This window comes from Paenibacillus durus ATCC 35681, from assembly GCF_000993825.1.
In the GTDB taxonomy this organism is placed as follows: domain Bacteria; phylum Bacillota; class Bacilli; order Paenibacillales; family Paenibacillaceae; genus Paenibacillus_AQ; species Paenibacillus_AQ durus_B.
Genome location: NZ_CP011114.1, coordinates 4,074,629 through 4,101,037 on the forward strand (window position 1 = coordinate 4,074,629; position 26,409 = coordinate 4,101,037).

Genomic DNA, 26,409 nt, shown 5'->3' on the forward strand with positions numbered 1-26,409 from the left:
TATGCCTCCGGATTAAAACAAGAAAGGCCCTGAAAATTACAGCAACTATACGCATAAGTGCAGTGCTGTTCTTTCAGAGCCTCCGGTTATCCGGTCAACTTTTATCCAACTAAGTTTATAGGATTAATAAACATATTTTACGATTGCCAGGCAAAGTTTGTCAATAGAATAATTCGTGTTCCCTATTTCATTTTGAGACTGTCCGGCTCTTTGAAAGCCTGCACCTTTCCTTTGCTCTGCACAATAATCATTCCGTCCACGGAGAGGCTAGGACCAAATACATTGCCGCCCGTCTTCAACTGCACAACCGGCATGGCCGTGCGGAGATGCATCGCGATCAGCCTGCCGTCGGTCTGAATAATATATATGCCATGACCGATCAGATCAAAGCGGGCAATGTCGTTTCGGAGCCCTCCGTAATATACCGTCGATTTATCGGTGGTTTTAACGCCGTACAACCCGGAATTATTCGTAAAAAGAATCCGCTCATCATAGGGTCCGGCCGCATACCTCAAGTCCTTGAAACCGACGCTCTCAACGGAATACGTATCTCTGGTCGCCTTGGCGGGATCGGCATCCGCCGGATAGCTGTATAATTTGTTTCCGGCGTTCAGATAAACCCTGTTGCCGCTATACCAGGCGGGGAAGTCCCCTGCCCCAGGCCCTTGATCCTTAAGGTTCATATTCTGCGGATTATAGATCACCGTCTTGAGCACTTTACCGGTCTTGCCGTCCAGAATATCGAGCGTGGTCAAGTCCACCGCCTCCACCAAAGTGCCTTCTCTTTGGGAAATGACCGTCCCGTCTTTGACCACGGCGGGAAGATCATGGTTACCCTCCTTCCACAACTGCTTGCCCGTCACCGCATCATAAGCATGCAAAATATCGTATGTATAGGCTCCGGACACCGAATTTTGGCCCAGTACCAGGCCGCCATCCGCTACAATCGGCTGGATGAAGCCATTTTCTTCATGGACACGCCACAGCAGCTTTCCGTCCTTTAAATCATAAGCCTGAATATCTCCGTTGTTCACCAGCAACCGTTCCCCGTCCGCCACAAGCTGCACGGCGCCCTGGCTGGCCGCTTGGGAACCCCACACCTTTTTGCCGTTCGAGGCATTGACCGCATATACCGCTCCCGTCTTCGATGCCGCATACAGCACGCCACTCCGGTAGAGCAGCGGAGCCTGAAGTCCTGAGCCGAATTTCCATGCCCGCGCTCCGGTCTGCACATTGAGGGCCGCCAGTTGTCCGGATTGAATAATAAACACCTTTCCCCCGCCGGCCGCCACAACGCCCTTGCCCATGGCATAATCGTCGGATACCGTATCCATTGCCGTCGTCCACTGCGCCTTGATTTCTTTCGCCGGGATGGATGCCGAGGACGTATCATAATTATTTCCCACGTACGAGGTACGCGGATCGCTTTGAGCCGACACTGCCGTACCGGCTGCGGCCAGCAGGCATAGAGATACCACGGCCGCTGATAGGCGGATTTTCCATGTAAAAGTTTCCATTACTTAGTTCCCTCCCAATCGTTTCATTAATGTTTGCCTGATATCGGTTAATCCTCTCCGCTAAAATCAGTCAGTCAAGCCCGTCATCCCAAAAGCCGTCCAGCGCCCATACACTTGCGGTGGACCTCCAGCCAGGTCGCCAGACAGGAACAGCAGATCCCAGTAAGGATGATAGGTGAATGAAGCTACAGCCCGATCCGTGTAGGCCCGGAAGACGCTGAATTTCATGGACTGGAACGGGAATGCCGCCAAGTCCGGCGATCCATTTCAGCGTAAATAAAAAAGGAAAACGGCCTTTCAATGCTTAAAGACCTGAGTTCCAGGATCAACCGCATTCAGGCCGCTAAATCTTAATACCGTTAACACTTCACTTCGTTAGTAGCACACAAAAATACCACTACCCGCTGCGCATCCGGCGATACGAGGGTGAGCGCGGATTCCCGCGCCCGATAAGCGGCATGAGCGTCACGAATAATATGCAATCGTTAGCCAAGCCGGTTCTCCAGCGTACCCAGTCCTTCAATCGTAACCGCAAGCTCATCGCCGGCCCGAAGCCATACCCGCTTTTCCTCGGGATATCCAAGAATGACGCCTTCCGGCGTGCCTGTAAAGATCAGGTCTCCCGGTTCAAGTGTTATGTATGCCGAAATATAACTGACCAGCTCCGCGCAGTCAAAGATCATATCCCGCGTATTCGCCGACTGCCGCAGTTCCCCGTTGACCCGGCACTCGATGTTCAGGCTTCCGGGATCGACTTCATCGGTGGTAACGACGCAGGGGCCGACCGGGGCAAAGCCGTCCAGCGATTTGCCGACCAGCCACTGGCTTGTGCGGAACTGCAAATCTCTTGCCGACAAATCGTTGCCGACCGTATATCCGAATACGCAGGAAAGAGCCTCCTCCTTCGTCACCCCGGACGTCCGCTTTCCGATGACCAGCACAAGCTCCGCTTCGTAATCAATCTGGACCGGGCCATCCGGCAGGGCGATCGTCTCACGGTGAGCGGCCAGACTGTTGTTAAATTTGCTGAACAGCACCGGAACAGAAGGCGCCGCAAGCCCCGATTCAGCCGCATGGCTTCTGTAATTCAGTCCTACGCAGATGATTTTCTGCGGGCGCGTGACGCAGGGTGCATACCGAATCTCCTCTTCCTCCACCCGCTGCGGATCACCGGCCAGCAGCTCTTGAAGCCGGGGAATGGCCGCCGCGCTGTCCCGAATGACTTCTTCCATAGAAAAAGAAAGCTCCAGCCCGCTGCGCCGGGCCGTTAATTCCACATCCATAATTCCTTCTGCGGTCTTCACTCCAAGTCTTGCCTGTCCGTCCTTCATAAATTGGAGCAGCTTCATTGTCCTTCCTCCTCGCTTTTGCCCGGAACCAGTGCCCCGGTTAAATCAAACCCGCTTTCACCAGGCCGTTATAGATGCCGCCTTCGTCCACATGGCTGGTTACGTAATCCGCATAGGGAATCAGCTCTTCATGCGCGTTCCCCATGGCAATGCCCATACCGACCAGCTCCAGCATCTCCTTATCGTTCAAGCCGTCGCCGAATGCGACCGACTCCTCGGTGCTTATGCCAAGCATGTCCAGCATGGCTTCGATACCCTTGGCCTTGGAGCTTCCTGGCGGCAGCACATCCATGGCAAGCGGATGCCAGCGGATCAGCCGAAGCTGGGACAGCAGTTCTTCGTACAGCGCTTCCTCATGGCTCTCACAGTGGAGGAACATCTGATAAATCTCGTTGTTTTTCCAGAATTCAGGGTCATGTCCCGGCTGATCTACCTTAAGCGTATTGACGGACTCGGTTACGAACGGATGGTTCTCGCTGTCCGCAAAATAGGTATGTTCGCCTTCGAACACCAGCGCATGCCGATGCCGGGCCGCCAGCGTAATCAGCGCCTGAATCGTCTCCTTGGACAAAGGCCGCTTGTACAGCGTCTTCCCTTTATACACGACATAAGCTCCGTTCAGGCATACATAAGAGTCGATGCCCAGCGCTTCCGCCAAAGGCTTGATAAAATAAGGCGCACGCCCCGTGGCGATTACCGGTTCCACACCATTATTCTTTAGCTCGGAAACCGCTTTAAGCGTATCCTGCGGAATCTCCTTCTCCTCATTGACCAATGTTCCGTCGATATCAAAAAACACAATTTTATAAGCCATTCTTCCTGCTCCTATCCCTTCGCCGAGCGGGAAATGCCGGCGGTTTCTTATTCCTCTCGCAATCCCTAACTTACCATGATTTATTTCCCAAGGGCAAGAAATTGAAGGCGTTTCATCTGGAAACTGTTATAATAATCACAACCAATCAAGTTCACAGACCGCAAAAGGAGCCATCTTTATGACAATTCAAAATAATGCAGCGGCACTTCCCGGCAGCTTCGAATTTGGTGTGTATACCTTGGGAGATATCGTCCCGGACCCCGTAACAGGACAGGCCGTTAGCCAGCAGCGCCGTCTCCAGAATATTGTAGCCGCCGCCAAGCTGGCCGATGAGGCCGGACTTGACGTATTCGGCGTGGGAGAGCATCACCGGCTGGATTTTGCCGTTTCCTCGGTTCCCGTCGTGCTTGCGGCCATTTCCCAGGTGACGAGCCGGATCAAGCTGGCCAGCACAACGATGGTGCTTGGCACTATCGACCCCGTTAGGCTGTTCGAGGATTTCGCCACGCTGGACCTTCTGTCGGAAGGACGTGCGGAAATCATGGCCGGACGCGGCGCATTCACGGAATCCTTCCCTCTATTCGGCTACGACCTGAATGACTACCAGCAGCTGTTCGCCGAGAATCTCGCTCTCCTGCAGCAGCTTGGCGAGCATGAGACCGTGAACTGGCAGGGCTCGTACCGTCCGCCGCTCAAGGATGCCGAGATTTCTCCCCGTCCCCTGCAGCCAAGGCTCCCGCTCTGGATCGGCGTAGGCGGCACTCCGGCGAGTGCGGAAAGAGCTGGAAGACTTGGAACCGGTATGGCGATCGCCATCCTCTCCGGCCGCCCGGAAAGGTTCAGGCATCTGGCGGAACTGTACCGGCAAACCGCCGCCGAAGCCGGACGCTCGCCGGAGAGCCTCAAGATTGCCGTCACCAGTCACGGGTATATCGCCAAGTCCTCCAAGCAGGCGCTTGATGATTTCTACCCTTACTATTTGAATTATCTTAACGGCATCATGGCCCGGCCGGGTACTGAATTCCGGTTCACGCGCGAAGACTTCGAAGGCTACACTCAGCCTGGCGAAGCGCTGGCCGTCGGCAGTCCGCAGCAGATCATTGAGAAAATTCTGTACCAGCATGAGCTGTTCGGACATACCCGCTTCATGGCCCAGATGGATGTCGGCGGCATGCCTTTCTCCAAGGTCGCTTCAGCCATCGAGCTGCTTGCGGCGGAAGTTGCGCCGGTCGTTCGCCGGGAAATTGCCCGCAAGAAGAGTTCTTCCCTGTCTTAAAATTCAACATAAAGCGAGGCTAAAGATGAATAAACAAATCTATCATTTTCTTAGGCCAAATGCGGTCAAGCAGTTGGCCCGACCTGGCCGTCCAGCGCTGTTCAAGCGAATGGCCGCAGCGGCGGCGATAACCCTTCTTAGTCTTATGCTTACTTCACATACTGCACAGGCGGACAGCTATACCGCCAAGGTATACGCAACTTCGCTTAATGTGCGCAGCGAGCCAGCGGGCGGCGCGGCGGTCACGGGGGCGGTCAAAGGAGGGGCGCTTGTTACCGTCACGGACGAGCAGCATGGCTGGCTCAAGATTCGGACCGGAAATACAACCGGGTGGGTAGCGGGTTATTATCTCAAAAAGGCTGGTGGGACAGCCGCTTCAAGCCAAGCAACCGTTACTGCGGTGAAGAAGAGTGCTGCCCCACGCTCTTCCACGGCAATCGTTACGGCAGGCTCGCTGCGTATCCGCAGCGGACCCGGCACCGGCTATGACGTTATCGGTTCGCTGGCGGCCCGCGACGCCGTTACCGTCCTCTCCCGCAGGTCCGGGTGGCTGAACATACGGACCGAGGGCGGCGCCATCGGCTGGGTAGCGGAGCCGTATGTGACCGCCGGAGCATCGGCCGCCCCCGCTGCCGGCATAAGACGGACAAGCAGCAGCGCCGCCGCCAGCAGACCCGCGTCAGCAAGTCTTCGCGGCAAGCGGATTGTCGTCGATCCCGGCCATGGCGGAGACGATCCGGGGATGATCGGCACAACCTACGGCACGATGGAAAAAGACCTGAATCTGCAGACGGCGCTGTACCTGCACGATGATTTGGAAGCCGCAGGCGCACGGGTGACCATGACGCGGACACGGGACGATGAGCGGCCTTCGCTGTCTGCCCGGTCAGAGCTTGCCCAGTCGGTTTCTGCGGACGCTTTTATCAGCATTCATTTCAATTCCTCACCGAAAAAAATATCGGGGACGCTGACATTTTTTTATTCGGAGTCCGATGACCTGAAGCTGGCCCGCGCCATTGAGAACCGACTTGGCGAGGGCATCGCCCTAAAAAGCAACGGGGTGTCCTTCGGCGATTACCATATTCTGAGAACCAATGAAACGCCGGCGGCTTTGGTCGAACTAGGGTTTCTGACCAACCCAGACGACGAGTCCATCGTCCGCAGAGCTTCGTACCAGAGGAAAGCGGCTCAGGCAATCGCGGAGGGCATCGCCGATTATTTGTCCCAATAGGCTTTTTTTCATCCATCCATAGAAAACAATCGAAAAATCTATTGACTAAATTTATAAGATCGATTAAAGTTGCTTTATCGCCTAAAAGCGCAAAAGCATAAAAGCTTAAAAGCGCCAAAGAAAGATTTTATCAAATCCGGGAAAGGGAGGTTTCAGTGATGATGATCGTTGCATCCAGCCAACAGGAAGAACTTCAGGCCATTATTAGCATTCTTGAAAGTGAGGGTCTGAAGGTCTATACGCAGCCTGAAACCCACCGGACGCTTATCGGCATGGTCGGCAGCATCAAGCCCCGCCTGGCTGATCTGCTGCATCAGATGAAGGGCGTAGAGAACGTCATCGCCAACAGCTTCGCCAACTAGACCCATACATCACATAAAATAACCCCGCTTCAAGACGCTCGTCTTGAAACGGGGTTTTCGGTTTATTACCCGGGTTTATTACCGGCTTAACGGAAGCAGCGCAGCCGCTCTTATCTAGACAAGGCAAAGCCGCGCTCATACTGTTTTGGAATAACCGTCTCTTTATGCAGCTCGGCAGCTGCCGTCAGCGCCCAATAAGGGTTCTTCAGCATGCCGCGTCCCACGGCAACCAGATCGGCTTCCTCGTTGCCGATGACCGCATTGGCAAGCGCAGAATCATCCAGACGGCCAACCGCGATGACCGGAACGTTCAGCCCCTCTTTGATGGCTCTCGCAAGCGGAACCTGGTATGCGGCATGCGTACCCGGGCGTCCGTCCGCAGCGATCGGGCCTTCGCCTCCGGCGCTGATATGGAACATGTCTACGCCGGCTTCCTTAAATACCTTGCTGAATTTCAAGCTATCCTCGATACCATAACCGCCTTCAACGTACTCCTGAGCGGAAATACGCAGAATAAGCGGCATGTCTTCCGGCATTTCGCCCTTAACCGCGGCGATCACTTCACAGCCGAATCTCGTCAAATCCTTCCCGTACTCGTCACTTCTCCGGTTGGTAAGGGGTGAGGTGAACTGGTGGATCAAATACCCGTGAGCGCCATGCAGCTCAATGGTGTCAAATCCCGCCTGAATCGCCCGGCGCGCCGCCAGCCGGAACTTCTCCACCATCTCTTTCACTTCATCGGTCGACAGCTCGCGCGGAGTCTTCGACTGCTCGTTGAACGGAACCGGTGATGAGGAGACAGGAACCGGCGCATCTTGGGCTTTGCGGCCGGCGTGTGCGATTTGAATGCCGACCTTCGCGCCATACCGGTGGCAGTCCTCCACAATGCGGGCCAGTGCCGGGATTTGTTCGTCGGACCACAGCCCCAGGTCATAGTCCGTAATCCGCCCGTCCGGCTCGACATCGGTCATTTCGATAATAATTAGTCCCGTCCCGCCAACCGCCCGGCTTACATAGTGGGTATGATGCCACTCGCCTGCTATGCCATCTTTATTCGTCACCGAATACTGGCACATCGGAGGCAGGACAATCCGGTTCTTGAGTTCCAATCCTTTAAGCTTGTACGGAGTAAATAAATCGGTCAATGGAATCTCTCCTTATTATGTAAAATGCATGCTCATGCATATGGTATCGCAAGAAGACAGCGAAAGTCAACTTGCCTTCCGGCAGTCTTCCCCCGCATCCACAAGCGGCGATAGATCAGCGCTGAATAACGGACGCTGCGGCGAATACGCCTTTCTTTAGGTTGCGTCCCTAACCGCAGATGTCCCGGTAATATTCACCTTAAAATCGATTTGCAGTTCCGTATTTTCAATAATGTTTTTCCTTTTGTCGGCTGGATATTTGCGTTCAAACTTCTCCTGAACTTCAAAAATATCAACCTTTTTATTCTTCCATTCCTGGAACATCTTCTGGCAGTTCCGCTCCAGCTTTTCCTCCATCGTTTCCTCCATTTTGGCAATCGCTTCGTCCGTCAGTTCGAGCCTGCCTTGGATAGCGGATATTTCTGTGCTGAGCTTTACTTTGACTTTTAGCTTCAAGACATCGTTTTCAAGCTTAACCTCCGACTTATAGCGCTTATTATTTTGCAGCATCAGAGATACGGTCTTCGTCTCATCTTCGGGATTCTTCGTGTTGATATTACCCGATACCTCTTTGCCCACCAAAAAGTTATAGTAACCGGTCTCTTCGCTGTTCAATTTGCCGATGAGCTTATAATTCTTAATCAGTCCCAGACCATCCAGATAATATTGGCCTTCAGTTACCTCATCTTTGGACACATTGATAATCGGGACGGTGTTAATGTGACTTCCAAGGTATTTTTGGCTCATGAATTCCTTAATATTGATCTTAACCCCATTCGACGTCACGGATTGCATATCGCCGAGCATGTCGTACAGGTACAGTCCTGTCATCATTTCGTCCTGATGGTTCGGCTTAACATAGAAATCGGGATCCCCCACGAAAATCCCCAGCAGGGTGCGCGCACTGGAGTCCTGCCATCTTTCGAACAGCTCAAAGGCCTGATCAAGGCCGCCCCGGGCAAATCTCTCCGTAAACATCAGCACTTTATTATGAGCCAGGGTGATGGGCGCGCTAGTATAAGTTTCCAGATCGTTAAGCGCATCGCCGGGGTTCTGGATTCCGATTTTATAGATAATTCTCCTCTCCTTATTCGCTTCCATGGAAGAACTGCGGATGGAGTTAAGGGTTTCAAAATAGAACACGATATTATTCTCATCATCCCGGTCAAGCAGAATGGAGGTTACAAACACGACATGATCCAAATCCCTGTATCCAAGGCACGAGGTCAGCAAACACGACGGTATCAATAGAACCAGCAGGAGTGCCGTTACTTTCTTTATGTACTTCATCATTTTCTGCCCCTGTAAACAAAGGATTTCGATATCTTTCTGAGAGGGCCGCGTACAAATACATCCTTATTCGCAGCACGAAACGACTTCTCGGTCCCAAGCGGAAATAAATAGGGATAGTCACAGCTTCTAAGCGAAGCCAGATGAGCGACCAGCAGAATGAAGCCCAGATAAAATCCGTGCAGTCCGAAGCAAGCCGACATAATGATTGAGAAAATCGACCACACAGACACCGCAGAGGTGAATCTGGGGTTGATAAAAGAGGTTATGGCATAAATCCCGGTGACCACAACGGTCGTTTGTGAAGTAAGCCCCGCGCCTACGGCGGCATCTCCCAGAATCAACGCGCCGACAATACTGAGCGACTGTCCAATTTGGCTCGGAAGCCGCCGTCCGGTTCTCTGGAGAGCTCGAAGAACAGAAACATCAAGATAACCTCAACGACGGTCGGAAAGGGAACACCTGAGCGGGACACCGCCAGCTTAAAGACAAAAGCCGAGGGGATGAGCGAAAAATGATGGGTCGTCAGCGCGACATAAAACCCCGGCAGCAGCAGCGAAATCATAACGGACCCCAGTCTGACGAAACGCAGCAAGGAGGCAAAGAGCATATTCGTGGAATAGTCGTCCTGAGCCTGAAGGTTCTCAAAAAAAAAGCACGGCGCGGTCAGCGCAAACGGAGTGCCGTTTACCATAACTGAAATTCTTCCCTCAAAAAGCTTGGCGACCACGGAGTCCGGCTTGTCCGAAAACCCTATTGTGTCAAATAAAGTGCCCCCCGGACTTAGCGCTTCCGCCACATAATGAATATCCAGCACAATCTCATTGTCCATGTCCTGCAGCTTTTTCCGTACCGTTGCCACAAGATCATCGGGCGCTGACCCTTCAACATACAACAGCACCGCCTGCGTCTTTGATTGCTTGCCCAGAGGATAGGCTTCCAACTTGAGCTTGTCTGTGGCCATTCTTTTTCTGATTAAGCTGATATTGTCGGCCAATAACTCGTTGAAGCTTTCATTTGAACCCACCAGGGAGGATTCATATTGTGATTTTTCGATGGCTCGGGTTTCAATCTTTTTGGCGTCACAGGAAATGGCATAATCCATGGCTTCAAAAATGACCACAGGGCTCCCTGACAGAATACTCTCAAAAGCCTGCTTGGTATCCGATACTTCATCATATTTAGAGACGCGAATAGCCGTGGTGATCTCTTCTTTGGCCACAGGGTACTCCTGCAATTGAGCTAAAGGATCGATGATATATTGGCTGATATAGGTTGAATCGCAAATGGTCTCGATATAGAACAAGATGATCTTACTCTGCTTAACATAAATTTCCCGCTTAATAAAATCGAAACAACCGTTTAACCGGGCTGTTATTTCAGCTTCCTTTACTGCCATCATCCTCCCCGCCCTTCTCTGCCTTTTGCTGTAGTATGCCAAGAATCCGGAATAATATTCCTGATTATTGACAATACTGGGAGCGAGAAGTATCTCTATTTCCGAAAGTAGGCGTTTTATATGGGAAGCATGAATTCCAAACATTTATTTTTTATTATTACCAGTCTGGCCGTTGTAACATTGAAAACATTTCCTACTGCTTTTATCAAGCTTGGCGGGAGAGACACCTGGATTGCGATGATTCTGGCGTCCCTGCTAATCCTTCTGTATGTTTGGCTGATTCTGAAGATCCATAAAAAAACAGGGAATTATAATCTGCTGGATATTTATTCAAAAACGCTGGGGAAGTGGGTCGGGGCTTTTTTCGCATGCTTATTTCTGCTGACCATTCTATTAACTATATTTGAAAGCGCCGGAGCGGAGGCCATTGTCATTCATACGGGCTTTCAGCTGCTTACTCCGGTATGGGTGTATGTCGCCGTTACTGCCCTGTCCGGGGTTTATATTGTCAAAAAGGGGATTGCCTCCGTGACCATTACGACGATGGTTGTCATCTTTTTCATCAGCATATCCGGTATTACACTGGGATTCCTTACGCATAAGTATAAAGAAATAAAGCATATCTATCCCATTCTGGAGCATGGAATGACCGCCGGTTTTCTTCTGTCCACCATCAAAATTTTGGGCGCGCTCAGCTGCGTCATTATTTTTATTCCCTATCTTGACAGTGTCCGGGACAAAACCAAACTCATTAAGCACAGCACCATCGCTCTCTTATTCATCATCCAGATGCTGATCTTCTCCATGCTGGGGGTGATTACGACTTTTGGACCCGAGCGGGCGGAAGACCTTCTCTTTCCCAAACTGACCCAGACGCAGATTATCAGCGCTTTCGGTTTTTTGGAAGCCGGTGAGCTGTTTGTCATGCTGCAGGTTGTCGCGGGCTGGTATATCCGGTATGTCGTCTGCTTATTTGCGTTCATGGAGCTAATCAGGCTGTCGGGAATGAAGATAAGATTTAAAGAGTATTATGTCTGCGGACTAACGATCGTCTTCTCTTATCTATTTTCCAAAAATCTGTTCGATATGTTCCACATTCTTGATTACCTGCTGTATGTGCAGTTGATCAATTTCTTCGTGATCCCGCTGATCATCTACATTCTTTACTATTTCAAGAAGACTTGGGCCTCCGAAAGCTTAAACCCAAACAAAAAGAAACGGCTGCCCGCTCCTTAGAAGAGTGGCATCCGTTTCTCTTAGCCCGCTAATGGCGCATCGACAGTCTGCACCTTTTTTGTGCTAAAATGTGCTTTTGCCGGATTTATAATATTTCTGCTTGTACTCGTCAAACGTAATATTCTCCGTCTTGCCTTCAGCGTACGATTCATGAACGAACTTCCAATAGGATACGAGATCCGCATGTCTGCCCTGGTAGTCCGCCGGAATTTTGTATAAATATTCGAGTGACTTCTCATCGTCCCCGTCCTGCCCGTAAATATTGTACATGGCAAAGTTATACATGGCGGTGAGGTCCTCGCTTGGATTGGGAACTTTCTCAAATTCCGCCGCAATGGATCGGTAATCTTCACTTTCGAGCTCTTTATCCAGTTTCGCCCAAAACTCCGCACTCTCCCCAGCCGCTGGTGGAGCTAGCGTCGGGACCGCCGATGGGGCTACTACCCTAGGATCTGCCGTTCCGATTGCTGCCGGAGATGCCGATGGGATAGCCGTTGGAGCCGCTGATGGGATTGCTGCCGGAGCTGCCGATTCGATTGCATTTAGAGCCGCCGTCCCGTTTGGACTCTGCTTTGACGCTGAAGTGGTACCGTTACCGCATCCGGACGAAATAAGAAGGATAATGAGAATCGAAACGCATTTCAGTAGTTTCATAGCAATGACCCCTAGCTTGTTCTTTTACTTTATCCTGATAGGAAAACAAAAACCAGCCATGCACTCTGCCTGCGCATTGACCGGTTGCTTGTCCTGAATCCCTTTTTTTAAAATGCCAGCTCTACCGAACCGTCCTCGTAAATATCGACCCGCTGGGCGCACAGCAGCATGCCCAAACCGTTCGCAAAGCCCTTCTCCTTAATATCTCTTTCTCTGCGTTCCCATCTCTCGCGGTCATGAATAATGTCGTATAGGTAGTAGAATTCTGTTTCATTCGCCGCTTTCGTCTTCTCTACAAAGATGAAGTCGTCCCCGAACAGCTCCTTGAACCAGTTAGCCGCCTCCTCATGTGCCGAAAACTTAGGGAGATCCGCCTGAAATTGTTTTGTCAGAAAATTCTGCTGCAGTCTGCCCTTCTTCTCATAATAGCTTTCAAGCGTCTGTTGATTAATCATCAAGATGCCTCCTCTATAACATTGCTACTGTGGTTTCCATCAAAAACCATCAATTTTTATGAAAATTTTATCGTATTTCTGAAAATGATGATGTGACATTGCGCATGCAGGGCGGTCTTCGGAATATCTTCTCCCGGTTGGTTAATAAGCTGAAAACAATTTTTAATCTAAATCATAAATCTTGAAAGGTTCTAAAGACGCACCATTGATAACACGTGATAAGACAGCAACTATTTTACCGTCTTTATCCTCAATCTCTATAGCCCATTTTTGATCTGGACTCATCTCCATTTTGATTATTTTGTTCCCTTTTATATTTGAGGAGTTCGAATGCTGCATCCTTTTCATCATTATATTTAACAATACTTCGTCTAACACGACTGGTTTTCCATTATTCACGATATGATTATCTTTAATTTCTATTGTTTCCAATCCTATCTCAGTTAAAATTTGAAATTTCCCGTTTAGTACATACTCTCTGGGTTCAAAAATTTTTTGAATTAAATAGGCTATCCAATCTAAAATATAATCGGAGTCATCAGGCCCCTCCCATATTAAACTGCAACCATCATTAGCGGGTATCCAAAACAGCCATAGGTCAGGTTGGCAACCCGGAGGGGTATTGTAATCCAGTATAGAATCATCTATTTTTTGACCATTATTACTGAAATCATTGGGCTCAAAATAAAACTCTCCTTCTACACCATAATTCGCCTCGATATCCCCCTGTACGTACAGCATACTAACGTCTCTCTTCATTCTACGCGTACGTGCTAAACCAGTGATAAGAGCATAAGTTTCAGTGTCTAAGCGTTTATTAAGGACCAGTTCTTTCTTATACTTATCCTTCAACAGAATCCAACTCCTTACCAAATATTACGACTCGTACACTTGATAAATGTCTCCCATTATAATGACCTAATACGGCAGGCTATTCTATATTACATTTTATATTTTACGGGCCCACTACTAATTTCGGTATTTTCCTTCGCTCTTTTATCCAGTCTTGAAAGGTTTGCTTGAAGACACTAATCTTTTCAGCTACTTCTTTGTACTCCATGTGAAATGTATCTGCTATATTTCAACCAGACATACTCAGGATGTCAAATGTTTTTTATTAAGAAAAAACCACTCAGTTGACTTTCTAGTTTTGATTCTTCTTCGCCTTTGTTTTTAGAAGTAACTATATATATATTTTCTTTTATAATTTCAACAACATCACCATCGAAATAATTTTTTTTGAATTTCTTATTCAATGTTTCTCGATCTTTCTCTAATGCTTTCTTATCATTGTATTCATAAATGAATATTAGATTTAAAGTGGGAGTAACAATAACAATCCGGTAGTTGCTAACTGACTTTTCATTGTATTAGAATTTGGATTACGTGTCTCTCTGAATGGAAAATTGTTCTCAATTAACTTATTCAACACTTCATCTAAATTCATCGTAGGACGAATCCCTTTTTTATCGTTTGGGGCACAAGATATTAAGCAAAAAATTATAATCATAAATAACACGAATTTTTTGAAAAATGAACGGTGACTGTTTCCAATCTCCGTCCATCAGATTATATCATTCAACCTTATTGTGTATCGAAAATAAGCCATATCGGATAACTAACCTATTTTGCTACTCAAGCCTAAAAGATCTACTTGTAATCTCCACATCAGGATTTAGTTCCTTCAATTGCAATCCATAGTCTTTTTTCATCTGTGAGATATGCAGTGATTCTATATTCGGAAAGTTCTCTTTCAGGTTGATTAAATCGACCTTCACATTACATAAAATGAAATCTATATGCTTGACGTATTTCAACCCCCTGATCTCTGTAAGATTCATTTCCTTGGTACAGCTATTTACAATTAACACTTCAATTCCCTCGAAAGTTTTTAGCGTACTTAAATCCAGCTTTTTGCTGCCATCCAAAACCAGCCGTTTGATGTTGCTGTTATCTCCTGTGAAACGTTCCAGGCTGCGACAACCCAGTACACTGATATCATCTAAGCCTGAGATCGCAGCTATATTTCCCAATTCTTTGAATTTGCAGCTTTTAAATGACAGACTTTCAAACCGAACATCTTTCCATTCCTCTAAATCAGGCTCCATCGAGTGATAAATATCTACGGTTTTAAGATCCTTGCACCTTGCAAGAGCCGTGAAATCTTCTTTTCGTTCTACAAAAAGATCAATGTTTTTTACTTTTGTATTCGAAAGCTGAGAGAGATCTCTGCGCCGGTTGCGGTGGGTTTGAATTTTAATATATTCACCTTTACTAAATGATTCTATCCCATCCAATGATTGAATATGATGTCCATAGATAAATAAAGACTTCAGATTAGTAAATGCGCTTAATATACTAATATTTTCCAAAGAGGAGTTATAGTCGATTATCAATTTTTCAATTTTATCTATGCCTTTTATCCGTTTCAGATGCGTAATTAAAGCCTCGACATCTACTTGTATTTCCGACGGATTGCTTATGCTCAAACTCTCATATTGCGGTTCTATGGTTGTGAGTTCTGTGAATTTAGACTCATCTACGATTAGCTCTTCTGACAATATATTCATCCTTCCTAATCAAAGTTATTTGGTAGTACGGGGTTTAATAATCCTGGAACAAAAATTTCCCATGCATCCAAATATCCCTAAAGCTCTTTCTCCCTCAGCCTTCCAGAAATTATACTCTTCCTTATCATAATTTATTTCCTTGAGACGGACCTGACTGATAGGTTTTATGATATTTAGTTTTGGAGAACCAGCCTTCTTTCGAGTATCCAATATCGTCCTGCATATAATAAGGAGCGTATATAAATTGTGATTTTCTCAAATCCATAGCTGTTTTATAAATATCGAATACTCCAATAGCAGAGTTTATTCGATTACCACCTTTTAAAGCCAATTTTGAAGATCTAATATCGAATTTAACCGAATGACGAGGTTTCCAGGTGCTCATATTTTCTTTAGTAGCGGCATTATCTACATTTAGTAAGTTTATCTTCTGTTGTTTATATTTATTGATGACTTCTTGCTCGGCGGCCCTTAATGCTTCATTTCTAGCACTAAAATATGTGCCTTTACCCGACACTTTTATATCAAGGTCAGCGTTTACTTCAATAGCTTTTACGGTGGTATCAGGATGTTGAACTATCTCTTTCCATTTGTGATTCCCCATCCGTTTCTTAAAAAACTGGAGCCATACCACTCGGATCTACATAAAAGAGTGAATTATTTTGCACATACGTATAAAGATTCTGGCTCTGTGGATTCTAAGCATTTCCTTTATACGAATCCTCACTTACAAACCTGTCAATCTCAGGCTCGTAGTAACGCGGTCGGGATACGAATTTGTCGTAGTGGTGATACGATCTATTTTCCATGTTCTACATCAGCCCGTACATATACTGCTAGATTTCTTTATTGCAAATGCATCAACGCAAGAGAGAAAAACCACAAGCGAGTGTAAGTCGCTTGTGGTTTTGTAATTAGTTAGGTAATTGATCTATAAACTAATTCCTCCAAATAGTAGATAGTCATAAATGCATCTTCATTAAATGCGAATTTTCTTTCCTTGACTAAATACTCTTTTTCAAAAATCTCAATATTATCATCTGTAATAAGTGTGGGGATAGGGAATTTAGTTTCTTGTTCGTATACTAATTTTTTACTTTTATTATCAAAGAATCTAGTTATAAAGACACTGATTGGAGAAAATTCAGGCTCATATTTTAAGAACTCCATAGTTTTTCCATCTCCTTCAATGATATTGTTATTCCACTTCTATGTGACATTTATGGTTTTATATTTGGGGCAGTTGTTCCTCGATTGTAACCTGCATTGACAAGTCGATCACTTATATCAAGTGGCGTTTGTGATAAGTAAATATATACGTTATCCCTTCCGTATTTAATTATAAGATCGGTGATATCAATGGCAATAAAATAATAGGTCTTATTAGTTTGATTTCTATTATTATAGAGTTTCTGTGATAGATCTTGGTATGACATTGTATTTGGAGCAATATCAGTTAGATAAACCCCATCTCCATATCGTGCATCCTTTGGTCTTACAGATTTAAGTGAAGGATTTATCTGACGACTGCTTAATATACCTTCATATCCCTTCATATCCCTTCATATCCCTTTTTATCAGTATAATGATAGAGTATTACTCTATTTTTATCATTCCTGTCCTCATCCTTATTAGGTTGAACTTTTGGTGTAGGTACCTGTCGAGTCTGATTTTTATTATTAGAGTTCTTCCCCCCTCTATTACTGTAAGCTTGGGTTTATCCGTTCCAGGTACTTCTACTGGAGCAGCATTTGAATGATTCCATATAATTATGCTTGAAGCCCCTATTACAAATATGCCCCCCTCAACTAATGCCGCAGCCGCAGTTCCCTCTAAGATACAAGCATCCCAAAAACAATTACCCGAAGGATCAGTATATTTAGGAGGATTATTCCCCACATACGTATACAAATTCAAACTCTGCGGATCATCAATCTGCCCTCTATACGTATCCTCACTTACAAACCTGCCGATCTCAGGCTCGTAGTAACGCGCTCTGGCATACGTATTGCTGCTGGTAAAATCATAACCCAGTCCCGTGTAACCGAACAAGTTATCCGGCCCCGGCCAGTTAAGATCGAACTTCTTCGCGTCCTGCGGCACGCCGAATTCGCGTAATGGTAGCGGGAGGATACACGCCCATCCTTCTCCACAAGTCCCAAGGTGCTGCCAAGCGCATCTTGCATGTACCATAGCGTCTTCGGCTGCACACCCGGTTCAGCTCCGCCAGCTCCAGACGTCGGTTCCCAGCCGTTGTTATCATCGTAAGCTGGCAGGTAGGTCATGCTGAGGCGCTCTCCCCCGGCTCCATAGACATAGGACTGTTTCCATTTACTGCTGTCATAGTGAACTACCTGTTTTATTTGGCTAATACTTGTTACTCTCTATGACCGGCGAATACCGTTTTGCTTTACGAAAATTGCGTTTAAGACATTTTGCCGTTTGTCTTAGTCCCAGTTTAACTCGCTACATGTTACATGTATCTTGTAAGAAATTAATAAATTGATTACGTTTTGTAATTTTATTATGATTTATCGTTTCATCATGTATTAAATAAAGAAAAAACAAACCACAGGGAATAAAAAATTCGCATGTAGTTTGTTTTAGAGGAAACTAATCAATAATTTTAAACCATTTTTTATGCCCCTTCATTCTGTAAAGCTTTCCCAAATATATTCCTCATCTTTTCTCTCATTTTACTAATATAAGGAGTGAATCTTTTTTTATCTTCTTCTGGTACATATCTTGATTGAGTACCTAATTGTGTATAAATCAAAAATAAAATAGCTACTAGATCTTTTTCAACTTTTTTCTCATTGCGAAGCAAATCCTGTAACTCATCCATTATTTCATACAGTTTATTGAACGCAGGTTCATTTATGATTTTACTTCTTAATGGGACAATGATCTCAGTAGCAATTGAATCAAGCAAAATCATTATTTCTTCCATTCTCTCATCCATGTATTTTCCTCCTTATTTCTTAGAGTGTTTATCATTAGTTAGAAAATATAACACCAACAATTGCACTTTGAGGGATACTATATTTAATTAAAATCTCTTTATCTTCATAAGCTAATTTGTAAGCTCTAGTACCAGGCTTTAAATTTAATATGGAGAAATACAGTTTATTGCTTTGTATTTTACTAAGATCTATCACTATAACGCCATTTCGATTACCATTATATTTATTAAATGCAACTGTTGGATCTGCTGTGGTTGAAAGCCATGGATCATTTACCCATGCCTCTTCGTCACTCCCATAAAGTATATGTTCTTCAGCAGACCAAGTTCCCATAGGGTCTTTTGCTATAATCCCCTTCCCAGCTGCTATCATATCTATATCCACATCATTAATCGACCTATATGCATAAAAACCACCATTATTTTTGTTTAATTTCTCGAGTTGTTCAGGACTAATCAACGGCAGATTCAATCTTTCTGCTTTATTCTGATTTATTGATTGCTGGCTTTCACCTGCTGGAGTAGCATTTAAGAATAATGCTCCGATAATCCCTCCAACAATAGTTCCCAAAGCACCACCTTTCTTACCTTGTTTAGCTCCTTTACCTGCACCCCCAATTATAAGCCTAAACTCTTTCATTGCCTCTTCAACAGACTTTTCTAATGCTTGATGGCCTGTTGGGTCCACATATCTTAGAGGATTGTTATTAACATAATTATACAAATTCAAACTCTGCGGATTCCAAATATCCCCTCTATACGTATCCTCACTTACAAACCTGCCAAACTCAGGCTTATAGTATCGTGCTCTGGCATACGTATTGCTGCTGGTAAAATCATAACCCAGTCCCGTGTAACCGAACAAGTTATCCGGCCCCGGCCAGTTGAGATCGAATTTCTTCGCGTCCTGCGGTACGCCGAATTCGTCGTAGTGGTAGCGTGAGGATACACGTCCGTCTTTCTCCACAAGTCCAAGAGTGCTGCCAAGCGCATCTTGCATGTACCATAGCGTCTTCGGCTGCACACCCGGTTCAGCTCCACCAGCTCCAGGCGTCGGTTCCCAGCCGTTGTTATCATCGTAAGCTGGCAGGTAGGTCATGCTGAGGCGCTCGCCCCCGGCTCCGTATACATAGGACTCTTTCCATTTACTGCTGTCTGCTTCCGTAACCTGGAGAGGCTCAGGCAGCGCCAGACTGACGTCATTGGTGAAGTTCAGTTCCCAGTGCTCTTTCTTGTACTGCTTCTCCCATCCGTCCCGCGGTCCGCCCGGATGCAGATCCGGATATTCTTCATCCGTCTGACCGCACTTCTTGGCAAGTCCCGGTGGAATGAAGCCCGGCGGCACGACTTTGCAGTTATCCCACCCATTTCCGTTACCGTTACCATTGTTACCATTACCATTACCATTACCATTACCATTACCATTTCCATTGCCGTTACCATTGTTACCATTACCGTTTCCATTGCCGTTTCCGTTGCCATTCCCTTTTCCGCCATGGGCATAGTCGATGGTCATCTTCATCCGGTTTCCATCGCCGTCGTAGGCATAGCGGGTAATATCGCCTTTGGCATTGGTTTGCTGGATTAGCCGGTTGGCTCCGTTCCATACATATTGCTCGATGGATTCCGGCTCCGACCATGACTCAGCGTCCTTAGCGGCAAGAAGCGGGGCAGTACCCGTCACCTCAGCAGCCTTGTCAGATGGCGCTTCATAAACGTCATCGGTTACCGAAGGATGTTCATCATCTTCTTCTACCTCCGGCAGCTGCAGGCGCTTCTGCAGGACTTCCAGCAAATTGCCACGAGGGTCATACAGGTAGTCATTAATCTCGTCATCGGTCGCCAACTCCGTCAGATGATCCGCTTCATCATAGGTGTAGGACTCCTTTTGCGCCAATTCGCCCCACTGGCTCGTTTTCTGCATCCGGTTCCCCACAGCATCATACTTATAGCGAGTGATTGCAGGCTGATCAGCGGACTGCGGATTCTGTGTCTGTACCTCTACCAGTTGGTTCAACGCATCATACGCATAATCCGTTACGATTCGTTCCTCACTGTCATTTTCGTCCGAATCCTCTTCATCGTTGCCGTCTGATTTCCGTTCACTGCGTATACGGTTGCCGACAGGATCGTACGAATAGGTCAACTGCTCCAAGATCTTCTGGAACTGATTGCTGTGTGTCAGCTGAAGCAGTTGGCCAGCGTCGTCATAGGTGTAGGTGCTCTCTCCCAGAGTCGGAAGCTTCTTGGAAACAAGCAATCCCCGGGCATCGTAGTCATAGGTCGTCGTCCGGCCCTCGGCATCGGTTACTCCGGTCATTCTGTCCAGCAGATCATACTGGTAAGAGACGGAAGTGCCATCCGGATATTCGATCCGGCTGCGCTGACCGGTTGCCGTCCAGTCATACTTAATCGTTCTCTGATTAGAATCTGTAACCTGCGTAAGACGGTTCAGGGCATCGTAAGCATACGTTGTCGTTCCCAATTCATCCGTCATCCGTGTTCTGCGGCCGGCAGCGTCATACTCGTAACCGACTTCTTTTCCATCCGGGTATGCGATACCCGTCAATCTGCTCAGTTTGTCATAAGCATAACTGGTCAGCTTACCATCCGGCGCTGTCATACCAGTCATGTTGCCCATACTATCGTAGGCAAGTTCCGTTATACGTCCCAGCGGACCCGCCTCACGAATCAGTTCACTGCGGCGATTATAACCATATGTCGTAACCCGACCCAAAGCATCCGTTTTAGATGTAATATTGCCTAGCGCGTCATATTTGTAGGCTGTCGTATGGCCAAGCGCATTCGTTACCTCCAGCAGGCGGCCCAGCGCATCATAGTCATACCGGGTCGACTGCCCTTTGGCATCCTTAAGACCTGTCAGTTGTCCACGGGCATCATAGGTGAGCTCCGTCACATGTCCCAGCGGATCAACGAGTCTTGTTACCCTGCCAAGCGCGTCATACTCATAAGACGTTACCTTGCCGGCCTCATCAGCCAGTCCGGTTACTTGACCCAATGCGTCACGATTCATTGTCGACGTCTGGCCCAAAGGATCGGTAACCTTCACCAGCATGCCCCGGGCATCGTAATCCAGCTTCCACTCCGCACCGTTCGGCTTCACGGTTCGGACCAACTGGCCGGCTTCGTCATATCCATAGGACGTGACTTGGCCCAGCGCGTCCTTCTCCTCGGTCAGCCTTCCTAATGCGTCGTAAGCATAGTGCACTCCGTGACCGAGCGGGTCTATCTCCTGCGTCAGCTGGCCTGCCGCATCGTAGCTGAAGGTGGTTACTCCGCCAGCCGCATCGGTCATCTTCACAGGCAGATTTCGTTTGTCATATTCAATCCGGATCGTGCTGTCATTAGGCTGATTTACGACGATTACGTTCCCGTTGCCATCGTACTCATATGTGCTGACATTCCCTTCCGGATCTGTCATGGACGCGATCCGGTTGCTCGAATCATACTCATAAACTGTCTTCGAGCCTGCCGCATCCGTCTGTTCGATCATATTTCCGACCTTATCATACGAATAACTGGTCGTGTTGCCCAGGGCATCGGTCTCGGACGACAGTCTGGCATAGCTATCGTAGCCGTATGCGGTTCGGGAACCGCCAGTATCGGTATAGCCGATAAGATTGCTGTCCTTATCATATTCATATCGTTCCGTATGTCCCAGCGCATCAATCCGCGCCGTAACCCGGTCCCTCGGATCGTATTGGAGCTTCGTCCGGTGCCCGAGCGCATCCACGATCTCTGTGACTCGGTGAAGCGGATCACGCACCAACTCCTGCCGGTTGCCAAGCGGGTCCGTAAACAGACTGGCGAATCCGTGCGGATCGTTCTGAATCGATGTCGTCTCGCCCTTGGCGTTAATGGTTGATTCCGGAACTCCCTTATCATTGACTGTGATCTTGGAAACTCCGCCGAGCGCATCGGTGATGGCGGTGAGATTTCCTTTGCCGTCATAGCTCAGTACCGTCTTGCGTCCAAGCGGGTCTGTGATCTCCTCCGGAAGATTGAAGTCATTGTATCTGATTTCCGTCTGATAGCCTTCCGGGTCCTGCGCCCGAATGAGATTGCCGTTTCCATCATACTGATAATCCCATTCCGAACCGTTGCGGTCGGTCATCCGGGTCATGTTATCATTCTTGTCGTATTGGAACCGCTCGGTCGTGCCATCGTCATAGGTTACCGCTGTTTTACGGTACCGCTCGTCATACTCGTACACGGTCTTTCGGCCAAGCGCATCCGTCGTTACCGTCTTTTTGGAATCAGGAATATATTCAATGTCTCCCCAGACGCCGGCGAAATCCCGCTGCCGTACAACCCGGTCCTGATCGTCGTACTCGTTAAGCAGCTCCGACGTTTCATTCGGGTTTTTAATGCCCGTCATGCGATGCTTCTCATCGTAGGTATAGGCGATTCTGGCGCCGTCCGGTAAAATCATCGCCGTCAGATCATGATTTACGGCATCGTACTCATAGTCTGCGTGCCGGCCCGTATTATCGGTTACCCGGACGATTTTACCGCCTGATCCGTAAGTGAGCGTAAGCTTCGCGCCCTCCGTGGCGATCTCGGTGAGCAGGCTGCCATAATAAGACAACTGAATTCGGTTCCCGTTGCTATCATCGATTCGGTACAGCTTTCCGTCTCTGCGATAGGTATAGGTAAGCCTATCCGGCGTTTGCTGCGTATAGGTACCGTCGCTATTGCGGACAAGGGTATCGTACAAGCCGTCCGGTCCTTCGTAACGGCCGTCTCCGGCCGGGTCGAAGCGATGTCTTGCTCCTTCCGGCGATATGACATACAGCACACCGTTCTCCCGGAATTCGAGCTTACGCTCAAAGGAATGATGCCAGCCTACCCCAAAGTCACCGTCATAACGGTCCCTGCTGTGGTAGGTAAGCGTCATGTCAAGCGGCATGACCGCTTGTACGCTGAGGTTCGTCTGTGTAAAAACAAAGTCGCCTGTTGCCAAATTAATCGGGTCAAACGCATCAGAGATTGGATATCCGTTTCGGTTTGCAAACTCTTCTTTTATTCGCTCATCGTCTTTACGCCCGATCTCCCCCGCCTGCTGCGGGTTCATGATCAACAGGTTAACGCCCTCATCAATTGGACCGTAGCAGATCTGATCGTTGCAGTCCTCAACCGGGAAGCCGTTGAAGCTGGCAATCTCGCCGATTTTTCCCACGATGGCATCTTTCTCGATTACATTATAATAATAGCTAGCTACAACGGCCCAGTTGATACCCCAGGAAGGAGCGGGATAACGAAGCACACGAAGCGTCTCCGATCCTGCTGACCGTTTGTGGTCAAAATCCCTTGTAGCAAAGGCCTGAATCTCCGCAATTTCGTATGCGGGAAGCTTGACCTCTATTTCCCACTCCCCGATATATTTTGAGGCCGGGTTGTCCGTCCGTTCCGGGAACACACCATCACCAAAGTAGGTCTGGTCAGCAGATATATCCAGCGCCCAGGAAGACGTTCGGGGCTTAACCTCAACTCCCGAAACCAAGGTCTCTACCCGGCCGTCATCAAAGGTCGTATTATCGCCTACCCGCCGAATCCGCTTCATTTTAAGCTCAATTTTGGTGCCGATCTCCGCAATGCCGCGGATAATGTGCTTCTCACTTGCCGGGTTTGGAATAACCTGCAAGCCTTTGGGCGCGGGTGGTTTCGGATTGACAACCTCAACCCTCCCTGAATTGCCGTTATTGGGAAACCGGGTGGGCGCTACTCGAATCGTATAGCTGCCTTCCGGTGCGGGCTCGCCGCTTATCTTGCCGTTCCATACAAAGGTGTTATTCGTCTCGGTCGGATAGCTGCCGGAATTTAATGTAGCCACCGTAGAACCGCTACGCTCAAGTTTAATAACCGTATCATGAGATGTCTGCGTTGGATCCGTCGGATCAGGATTATCAAAGCGGAAATTTACCGCAGCCTGTCCGCCATACACCGAACTAAAGCTGGCAGGGTTAATCTGTAGCGAAGTGTCCGCGTAGGCTCTCGGCAGGTCTTGATTCGGCAGCAGAGGCAATCCCGTCAGTACGATAATAACGGATAGAAAATATCTCATTGCCGGTCCAAGCCGCTTGCCCCACCTTTGTAATAGGCTTCTTCCATACCTTCTCTTAATCATTGAAACACTTCCCCTTTCTTACCCAGCCATCTGTAAATAACGGCCGCAGCCTCTGCTCTTGTGCAGGTAGCTCTTGGATTCAAACGGTCGCCGCTGCCTTGAATGAGTCCGCTCTTGATTGCAGCCAATACGGACGGCTGGGCCCATGAATGGACCTTGGCGGCATCGGCGTAGGCGTTCAACGCCTCGCTTGGCTCTTCCTTCCGAAGTGACGCAGCATTCGTCAGCATGACCATCATTTCCTCACGGGTGATGGAGGCGTTCGGTTTAAACAAACTTCCTTCGTAGCCTTTGATCCAGCCCGCCGCTGCCGCTTGTTCCACGGCATCCGAAGCCCAGTGGCCCGCAGGAACATCCTTAAATGAAGATGTCCCCTGCTTCGGGCCTCTGAGACCCGCAGCTTCAACCAGCATCTTGGCAAACTGGGCACGCGTAACCGATTGGCCGGGCTCGAAGCGTCCTGTATTCATGCCATTCACGATCCATCTGGATGCCAGCACTTCAACCTCGTCTTTTGCCCAATGGGTCTTCATATCCGTGAATGAAGGCTCGTATAGGAACAGAGCGTACAAACCAGGCTCTTGAACTTGGGTCCGAATGTTCCGCCAAGAGACGTCGAATGTTCCGCCGACGTAAATCCACTTTCCGGTATCCTCGTTATAACGGTAAATGCCTGTCCGGTTAGCACGGTCAGCCGTTGCAGCGGCTTGCTCTAATTCAAAGGTAAGCAGGGCAGGCTTTTCAAGCTTCGCTTCGGACGTCCATGTCCAGGCCACTCCAAGCCATGTCATTGCTTTATTAGGCGCTGTGACCGCTCTGCTTGGCTTCAATACGACTCGTGTATCCTTGCCGAAGGTTCCCGGTTCGAACACGAGCCGTACGGCTTGTCCACTCGCTGCCACTCCGCCACCCGGGCCGATAAGATCGCCTTCCGGCTGAAGCGCAGCGCCCCCAGCGGTCGAAGCAGCCGATTCGCTCCGAACGATTTCCCGGCTAGCCAGCTTGCCGCCCGCAACCAGAGCAAGCTCTTCTCCATTGAAGCCGATGAATTGCGAAGGTGTGATAACGCCCAAGCTGTACAGGTTCCCGGTCGCTAAATCCGCGCTCCGTACTATAGCCTTGTCGCCGCTGGCCTCCAGCCAGGCTGCCGTTCCGCCAGAAATACTCATTTCCGCGTATTCGGTTTTGCCTGGCGGAACCGGCTGGGTCAAATCCACCGGCTGCGGATTACTTACTCCCAGATCAAGAAACGTATACTTCCCATTTCCGTCCAGGTCACGCTGCTTCCATAAAATTTCTTCGCCATTGAATACGAACCGCTCTACATAAGAGGTGCCCGGCAGGTCAAGAAGCTTCCGGCTTGTCCCGGACGAAATCTCATATTCATACAGATCGCCATCCAAAGCCCCTTTGTAGACAATGCGTCCTTTCCCAACGATCGGGTCTCGCCCTTCTCCCAGATCCTTCAAGGTGCCATTCGCCAGGTCATATAAGTACATTTCGTATTGAGGATTTGTCTGCCAGACAACATAATTGCCGTCTATGGAAGGTATGCGATGCTGGCCGACATCCGTATTTAGTTTGGACTCGGTTCTTGTCTTGACATTGTAGCTGTAGATATCCCAGTTCAGATTGCCGGCGCCGGCGTTTTGGTCTCTTTTGTCAGCCCATACGACGATCGGCTCCCCTTTTCCATTAACGCCGACGACAGGCGTATCGGTTGGTTTGCCATGGCTCGTTATCTCTAGCTTTTGACCGGTATCCGTGTTGCCATAATAGATTTGTCCGGCATAATTTGCGGCTCTGGACCGCCAGACCACATGTGTCCCCGATATTCGGACATTGCTTCCCTCAACAGTGAACGAGGACAATTTATCCTTGTAGGTGTAGACCGTCTCAGCGGATACCGGCTGCCCGGAGGATACTGTCCCTGCCGCTAGTAATCCCGTGACTAATAATCCCACCATGCATTTCTTCAATACGCTCCTCATAAATCTCCAA

At 48.3% G+C, this 26,409-nt stretch carries 23 protein-coding genes and 1 pseudogene; 4 read left to right on the forward strand and 20 right to left on the reverse strand.

Annotated elements, in window-relative coordinates; translation table 11 throughout:
• Positions 1–182: 182 nt before the first annotated feature.
• The 4 genes from VK70_RS19100 to VK70_RS19110 all read right to left on the reverse strand — a co-directional run bounded on the left by VK70_RS19100 (position 183) and on the right by VK70_RS19110 (position 3,680).
• Positions 183–1,517, reverse strand: a complete 1,335-nt coding sequence (locus tag VK70_RS19100; RefSeq protein ID WP_025700023.1) for an outer membrane protein assembly factor BamB family protein — start codon at positions 1,515–1,517, stop codon at positions 183–185.
• Positions 1,518–1,583: 66 nt separating this feature from the next.
• Positions 1,584–1,769, reverse strand: a complete 186-nt coding sequence (locus tag VK70_RS28410) for a hypothetical protein (protein ID WP_155986983.1) — start codon at positions 1,767–1,769, stop codon at positions 1,584–1,586.
• Positions 1,770–2,002: 233 nt separating this feature from the next.
• The gene (locus VK70_RS19105; protein WP_046723630.1) at positions 2,003–2,866 is read right to left on the reverse strand and encodes a fumarylacetoacetate hydrolase family protein; all 864 of its coding nucleotides are present in this window, start codon (positions 2,864–2,866) and stop codon (positions 2,003–2,005) included.
• 40 nt (positions 2,867–2,906) lie between these two features.
• On the reverse strand, positions 2,907–3,680 hold the full coding sequence (locus tag VK70_RS19110; protein WP_025695982.1) for a Cof-type HAD-IIB family hydrolase: 774 nt from the start codon (positions 3,678–3,680) through the stop codon (positions 2,907–2,909).
• Between the two features lie 178 nt (positions 3,681–3,858).
• Here VK70_RS19110 and VK70_RS19115 point away from each other — a divergent pair, with 178 nt between their 5' ends.
• From VK70_RS19115 to VK70_RS19125, 3 genes are all read left to right on the forward strand, one after another.
• Positions 3,859–4,956, forward strand: a complete 1,098-nt coding sequence (locus tag VK70_RS19115; RefSeq protein ID WP_046723632.1) for an LLM class flavin-dependent oxidoreductase — start codon at positions 3,859–3,861, stop codon at positions 4,954–4,956.
• A 25-nt stretch (positions 4,957–4,981) separates the two neighbouring features.
• Positions 4,982–6,187 (forward strand): N-acetylmuramoyl-L-alanine amidase family protein, encoded by a 1,206-nt coding sequence (locus VK70_RS19120; RefSeq protein ID WP_158454080.1) that lies wholly within the window; start codon positions 4,982–4,984, stop codon positions 6,185–6,187.
• Between the two features lie 158 nt (positions 6,188–6,345).
• Positions 6,346–6,549 (forward strand): hypothetical protein, encoded by a 204-nt coding sequence (locus VK70_RS19125; RefSeq protein ID WP_025695397.1) that lies wholly within the window; start codon positions 6,346–6,348, stop codon positions 6,547–6,549.
• Positions 6,550–6,659: 110 nt separating this feature from the next.
• On the opposite strand, the gene VK70_RS19130 is transcribed toward VK70_RS19125, so the two are convergent.
• The 3 genes and pseudogenes from VK70_RS19130 to VK70_RS19140 all read right to left on the reverse strand — a co-directional run bounded on the left by VK70_RS19130 (position 6,660) and on the right by VK70_RS19140 (position 10,527).
• The gene (locus VK70_RS19130; RefSeq protein ID WP_025695398.1) at positions 6,660–7,694 is read right to left on the reverse strand and encodes an NADH:flavin oxidoreductase/NADH oxidase; all 1,035 of its coding nucleotides are present in this window, start codon (positions 7,692–7,694) and stop codon (positions 6,660–6,662) included.
• A gap of 156 nt (positions 7,695–7,850) precedes the next feature.
• Positions 7,851–8,987, reverse strand: a complete 1,137-nt coding sequence (locus VK70_RS19135; protein ID WP_081754825.1) for a Ger(x)C family spore germination protein — start codon at positions 8,985–8,987, stop codon at positions 7,851–7,853.
• Positions 8,984–10,527, reverse strand: a pseudogene (locus VK70_RS19140) (spore germination protein). The gene VK70_RS19135 and the pseudogene VK70_RS19140 overlap by 4 nt, the downstream one beginning before the upstream one ends.
• Between VK70_RS19140 and VK70_RS19145 the strand changes: the two are divergent.
• Positions 10,504–11,619 (forward strand): GerAB/ArcD/ProY family transporter, encoded by a 1,116-nt coding sequence (locus VK70_RS19145; protein WP_025695400.1) that lies wholly within the window; start codon positions 10,504–10,506, stop codon positions 11,617–11,619. The pseudogene VK70_RS19140 and the gene VK70_RS19145 overlap by 24 nt on opposite strands.
• A 63-nt stretch (positions 11,620–11,682) precedes the next feature.
• Here VK70_RS19145 and VK70_RS19150 read toward each other — a convergent pair whose 3' ends face one another.
• From VK70_RS19150 to VK70_RS19195, 13 genes are all read right to left on the reverse strand, one after another.
• Positions 11,683–12,273 (reverse strand): hypothetical protein, encoded by a 591-nt coding sequence (locus VK70_RS19150; RefSeq protein WP_025695401.1) that lies wholly within the window; start codon positions 12,271–12,273, stop codon positions 11,683–11,685.
• Positions 12,274–12,380: 107 nt separating this feature from the next.
• Entirely contained in the window at positions 12,381–12,728 is a 348-nt protein-coding gene (locus VK70_RS19155) for a hypothetical protein (RefSeq protein WP_025695402.1), read from the reverse strand.
• A 162-nt stretch (positions 12,729–12,890) separates the two neighbouring features.
• Positions 12,891–13,580, reverse strand: a complete 690-nt coding sequence (locus VK70_RS19160; RefSeq protein WP_025695403.1) for a hypothetical protein — start codon at positions 13,578–13,580, stop codon at positions 12,891–12,893.
• Between the two features lie 251 nt (positions 13,581–13,831).
• Complete coding sequence (locus VK70_RS28415; RefSeq protein WP_155986903.1) at positions 13,832–13,984, reverse strand: hypothetical protein; 153 nt, start codon at positions 13,982–13,984, stop codon at positions 13,832–13,834.
• A 375-nt stretch (positions 13,985–14,359) separates the two neighbouring features.
• On the reverse strand, positions 14,360–15,289 hold the full coding sequence (locus VK70_RS19165; RefSeq protein WP_025695404.1) for a hypothetical protein: 930 nt from the start codon (positions 15,287–15,289) through the stop codon (positions 14,360–14,362).
• A 133-nt stretch (positions 15,290–15,422) separates the two neighbouring features.
• Complete coding sequence (locus tag VK70_RS19170) at positions 15,423–15,902, reverse strand: hypothetical protein (protein WP_025695405.1); 480 nt, start codon at positions 15,900–15,902, stop codon at positions 15,423–15,425.
• A 314-nt stretch (positions 15,903–16,216) separates the two neighbouring features.
• The gene (locus VK70_RS19175) at positions 16,217–16,468 is read right to left on the reverse strand and encodes a hypothetical protein (RefSeq protein WP_025695406.1); all 252 of its coding nucleotides are present in this window, start codon (positions 16,466–16,468) and stop codon (positions 16,217–16,219) included.
• Between the two features lie 50 nt (positions 16,469–16,518).
• A complete protein-coding gene (locus VK70_RS27355; protein ID WP_081754828.1) occupies positions 16,519–16,854 on the reverse strand; it encodes an HYD1 signature containing ADP-ribosyltransferase family protein in 336 nt (111 codons plus the stop codon).
• Positions 16,855–16,894: 40 nt separating this feature from the next.
• Positions 16,895–17,350 carry an RHS repeat-associated core domain-containing protein gene (locus VK70_RS19180; protein WP_158454081.1) on the reverse strand — a complete coding sequence of 152 codons (456 nt, stop codon included), beginning with the start codon at positions 17,348–17,350 and terminating at the stop codon, positions 16,895–16,897.
• Positions 17,257–17,583 carry a hypothetical protein gene (locus VK70_RS28645; protein WP_162488714.1) on the reverse strand — a complete coding sequence of 109 codons (327 nt, stop codon included), beginning with the start codon at positions 17,581–17,583 and terminating at the stop codon, positions 17,257–17,259. Before VK70_RS28645 ends, VK70_RS19180 begins: the two co-directional genes overlap by 94 nt.
• Positions 17,584–17,936: 353 nt before the next feature.
• Complete coding sequence (locus VK70_RS19185; protein ID WP_025695328.1) at positions 17,937–18,260, reverse strand: hypothetical protein; 324 nt, start codon at positions 18,258–18,260, stop codon at positions 17,937–17,939.
• Between the two features lie 34 nt (positions 18,261–18,294).
• Positions 18,295–24,408, reverse strand: a complete 6,114-nt coding sequence (locus VK70_RS28420; RefSeq protein ID WP_046723637.1) for a DUF6531 domain-containing protein — start codon at positions 24,406–24,408, stop codon at positions 18,295–18,297.
• Positions 24,405–26,399, reverse strand: a complete 1,995-nt coding sequence (locus VK70_RS19195) for an S-layer homology domain-containing protein (protein WP_046723640.1) — start codon at positions 26,397–26,399, stop codon at positions 24,405–24,407. Before VK70_RS19195 ends, VK70_RS28420 begins: the two co-directional genes overlap by 4 nt.
• Positions 26,400–26,409 lie beyond the last annotated feature (10 nt).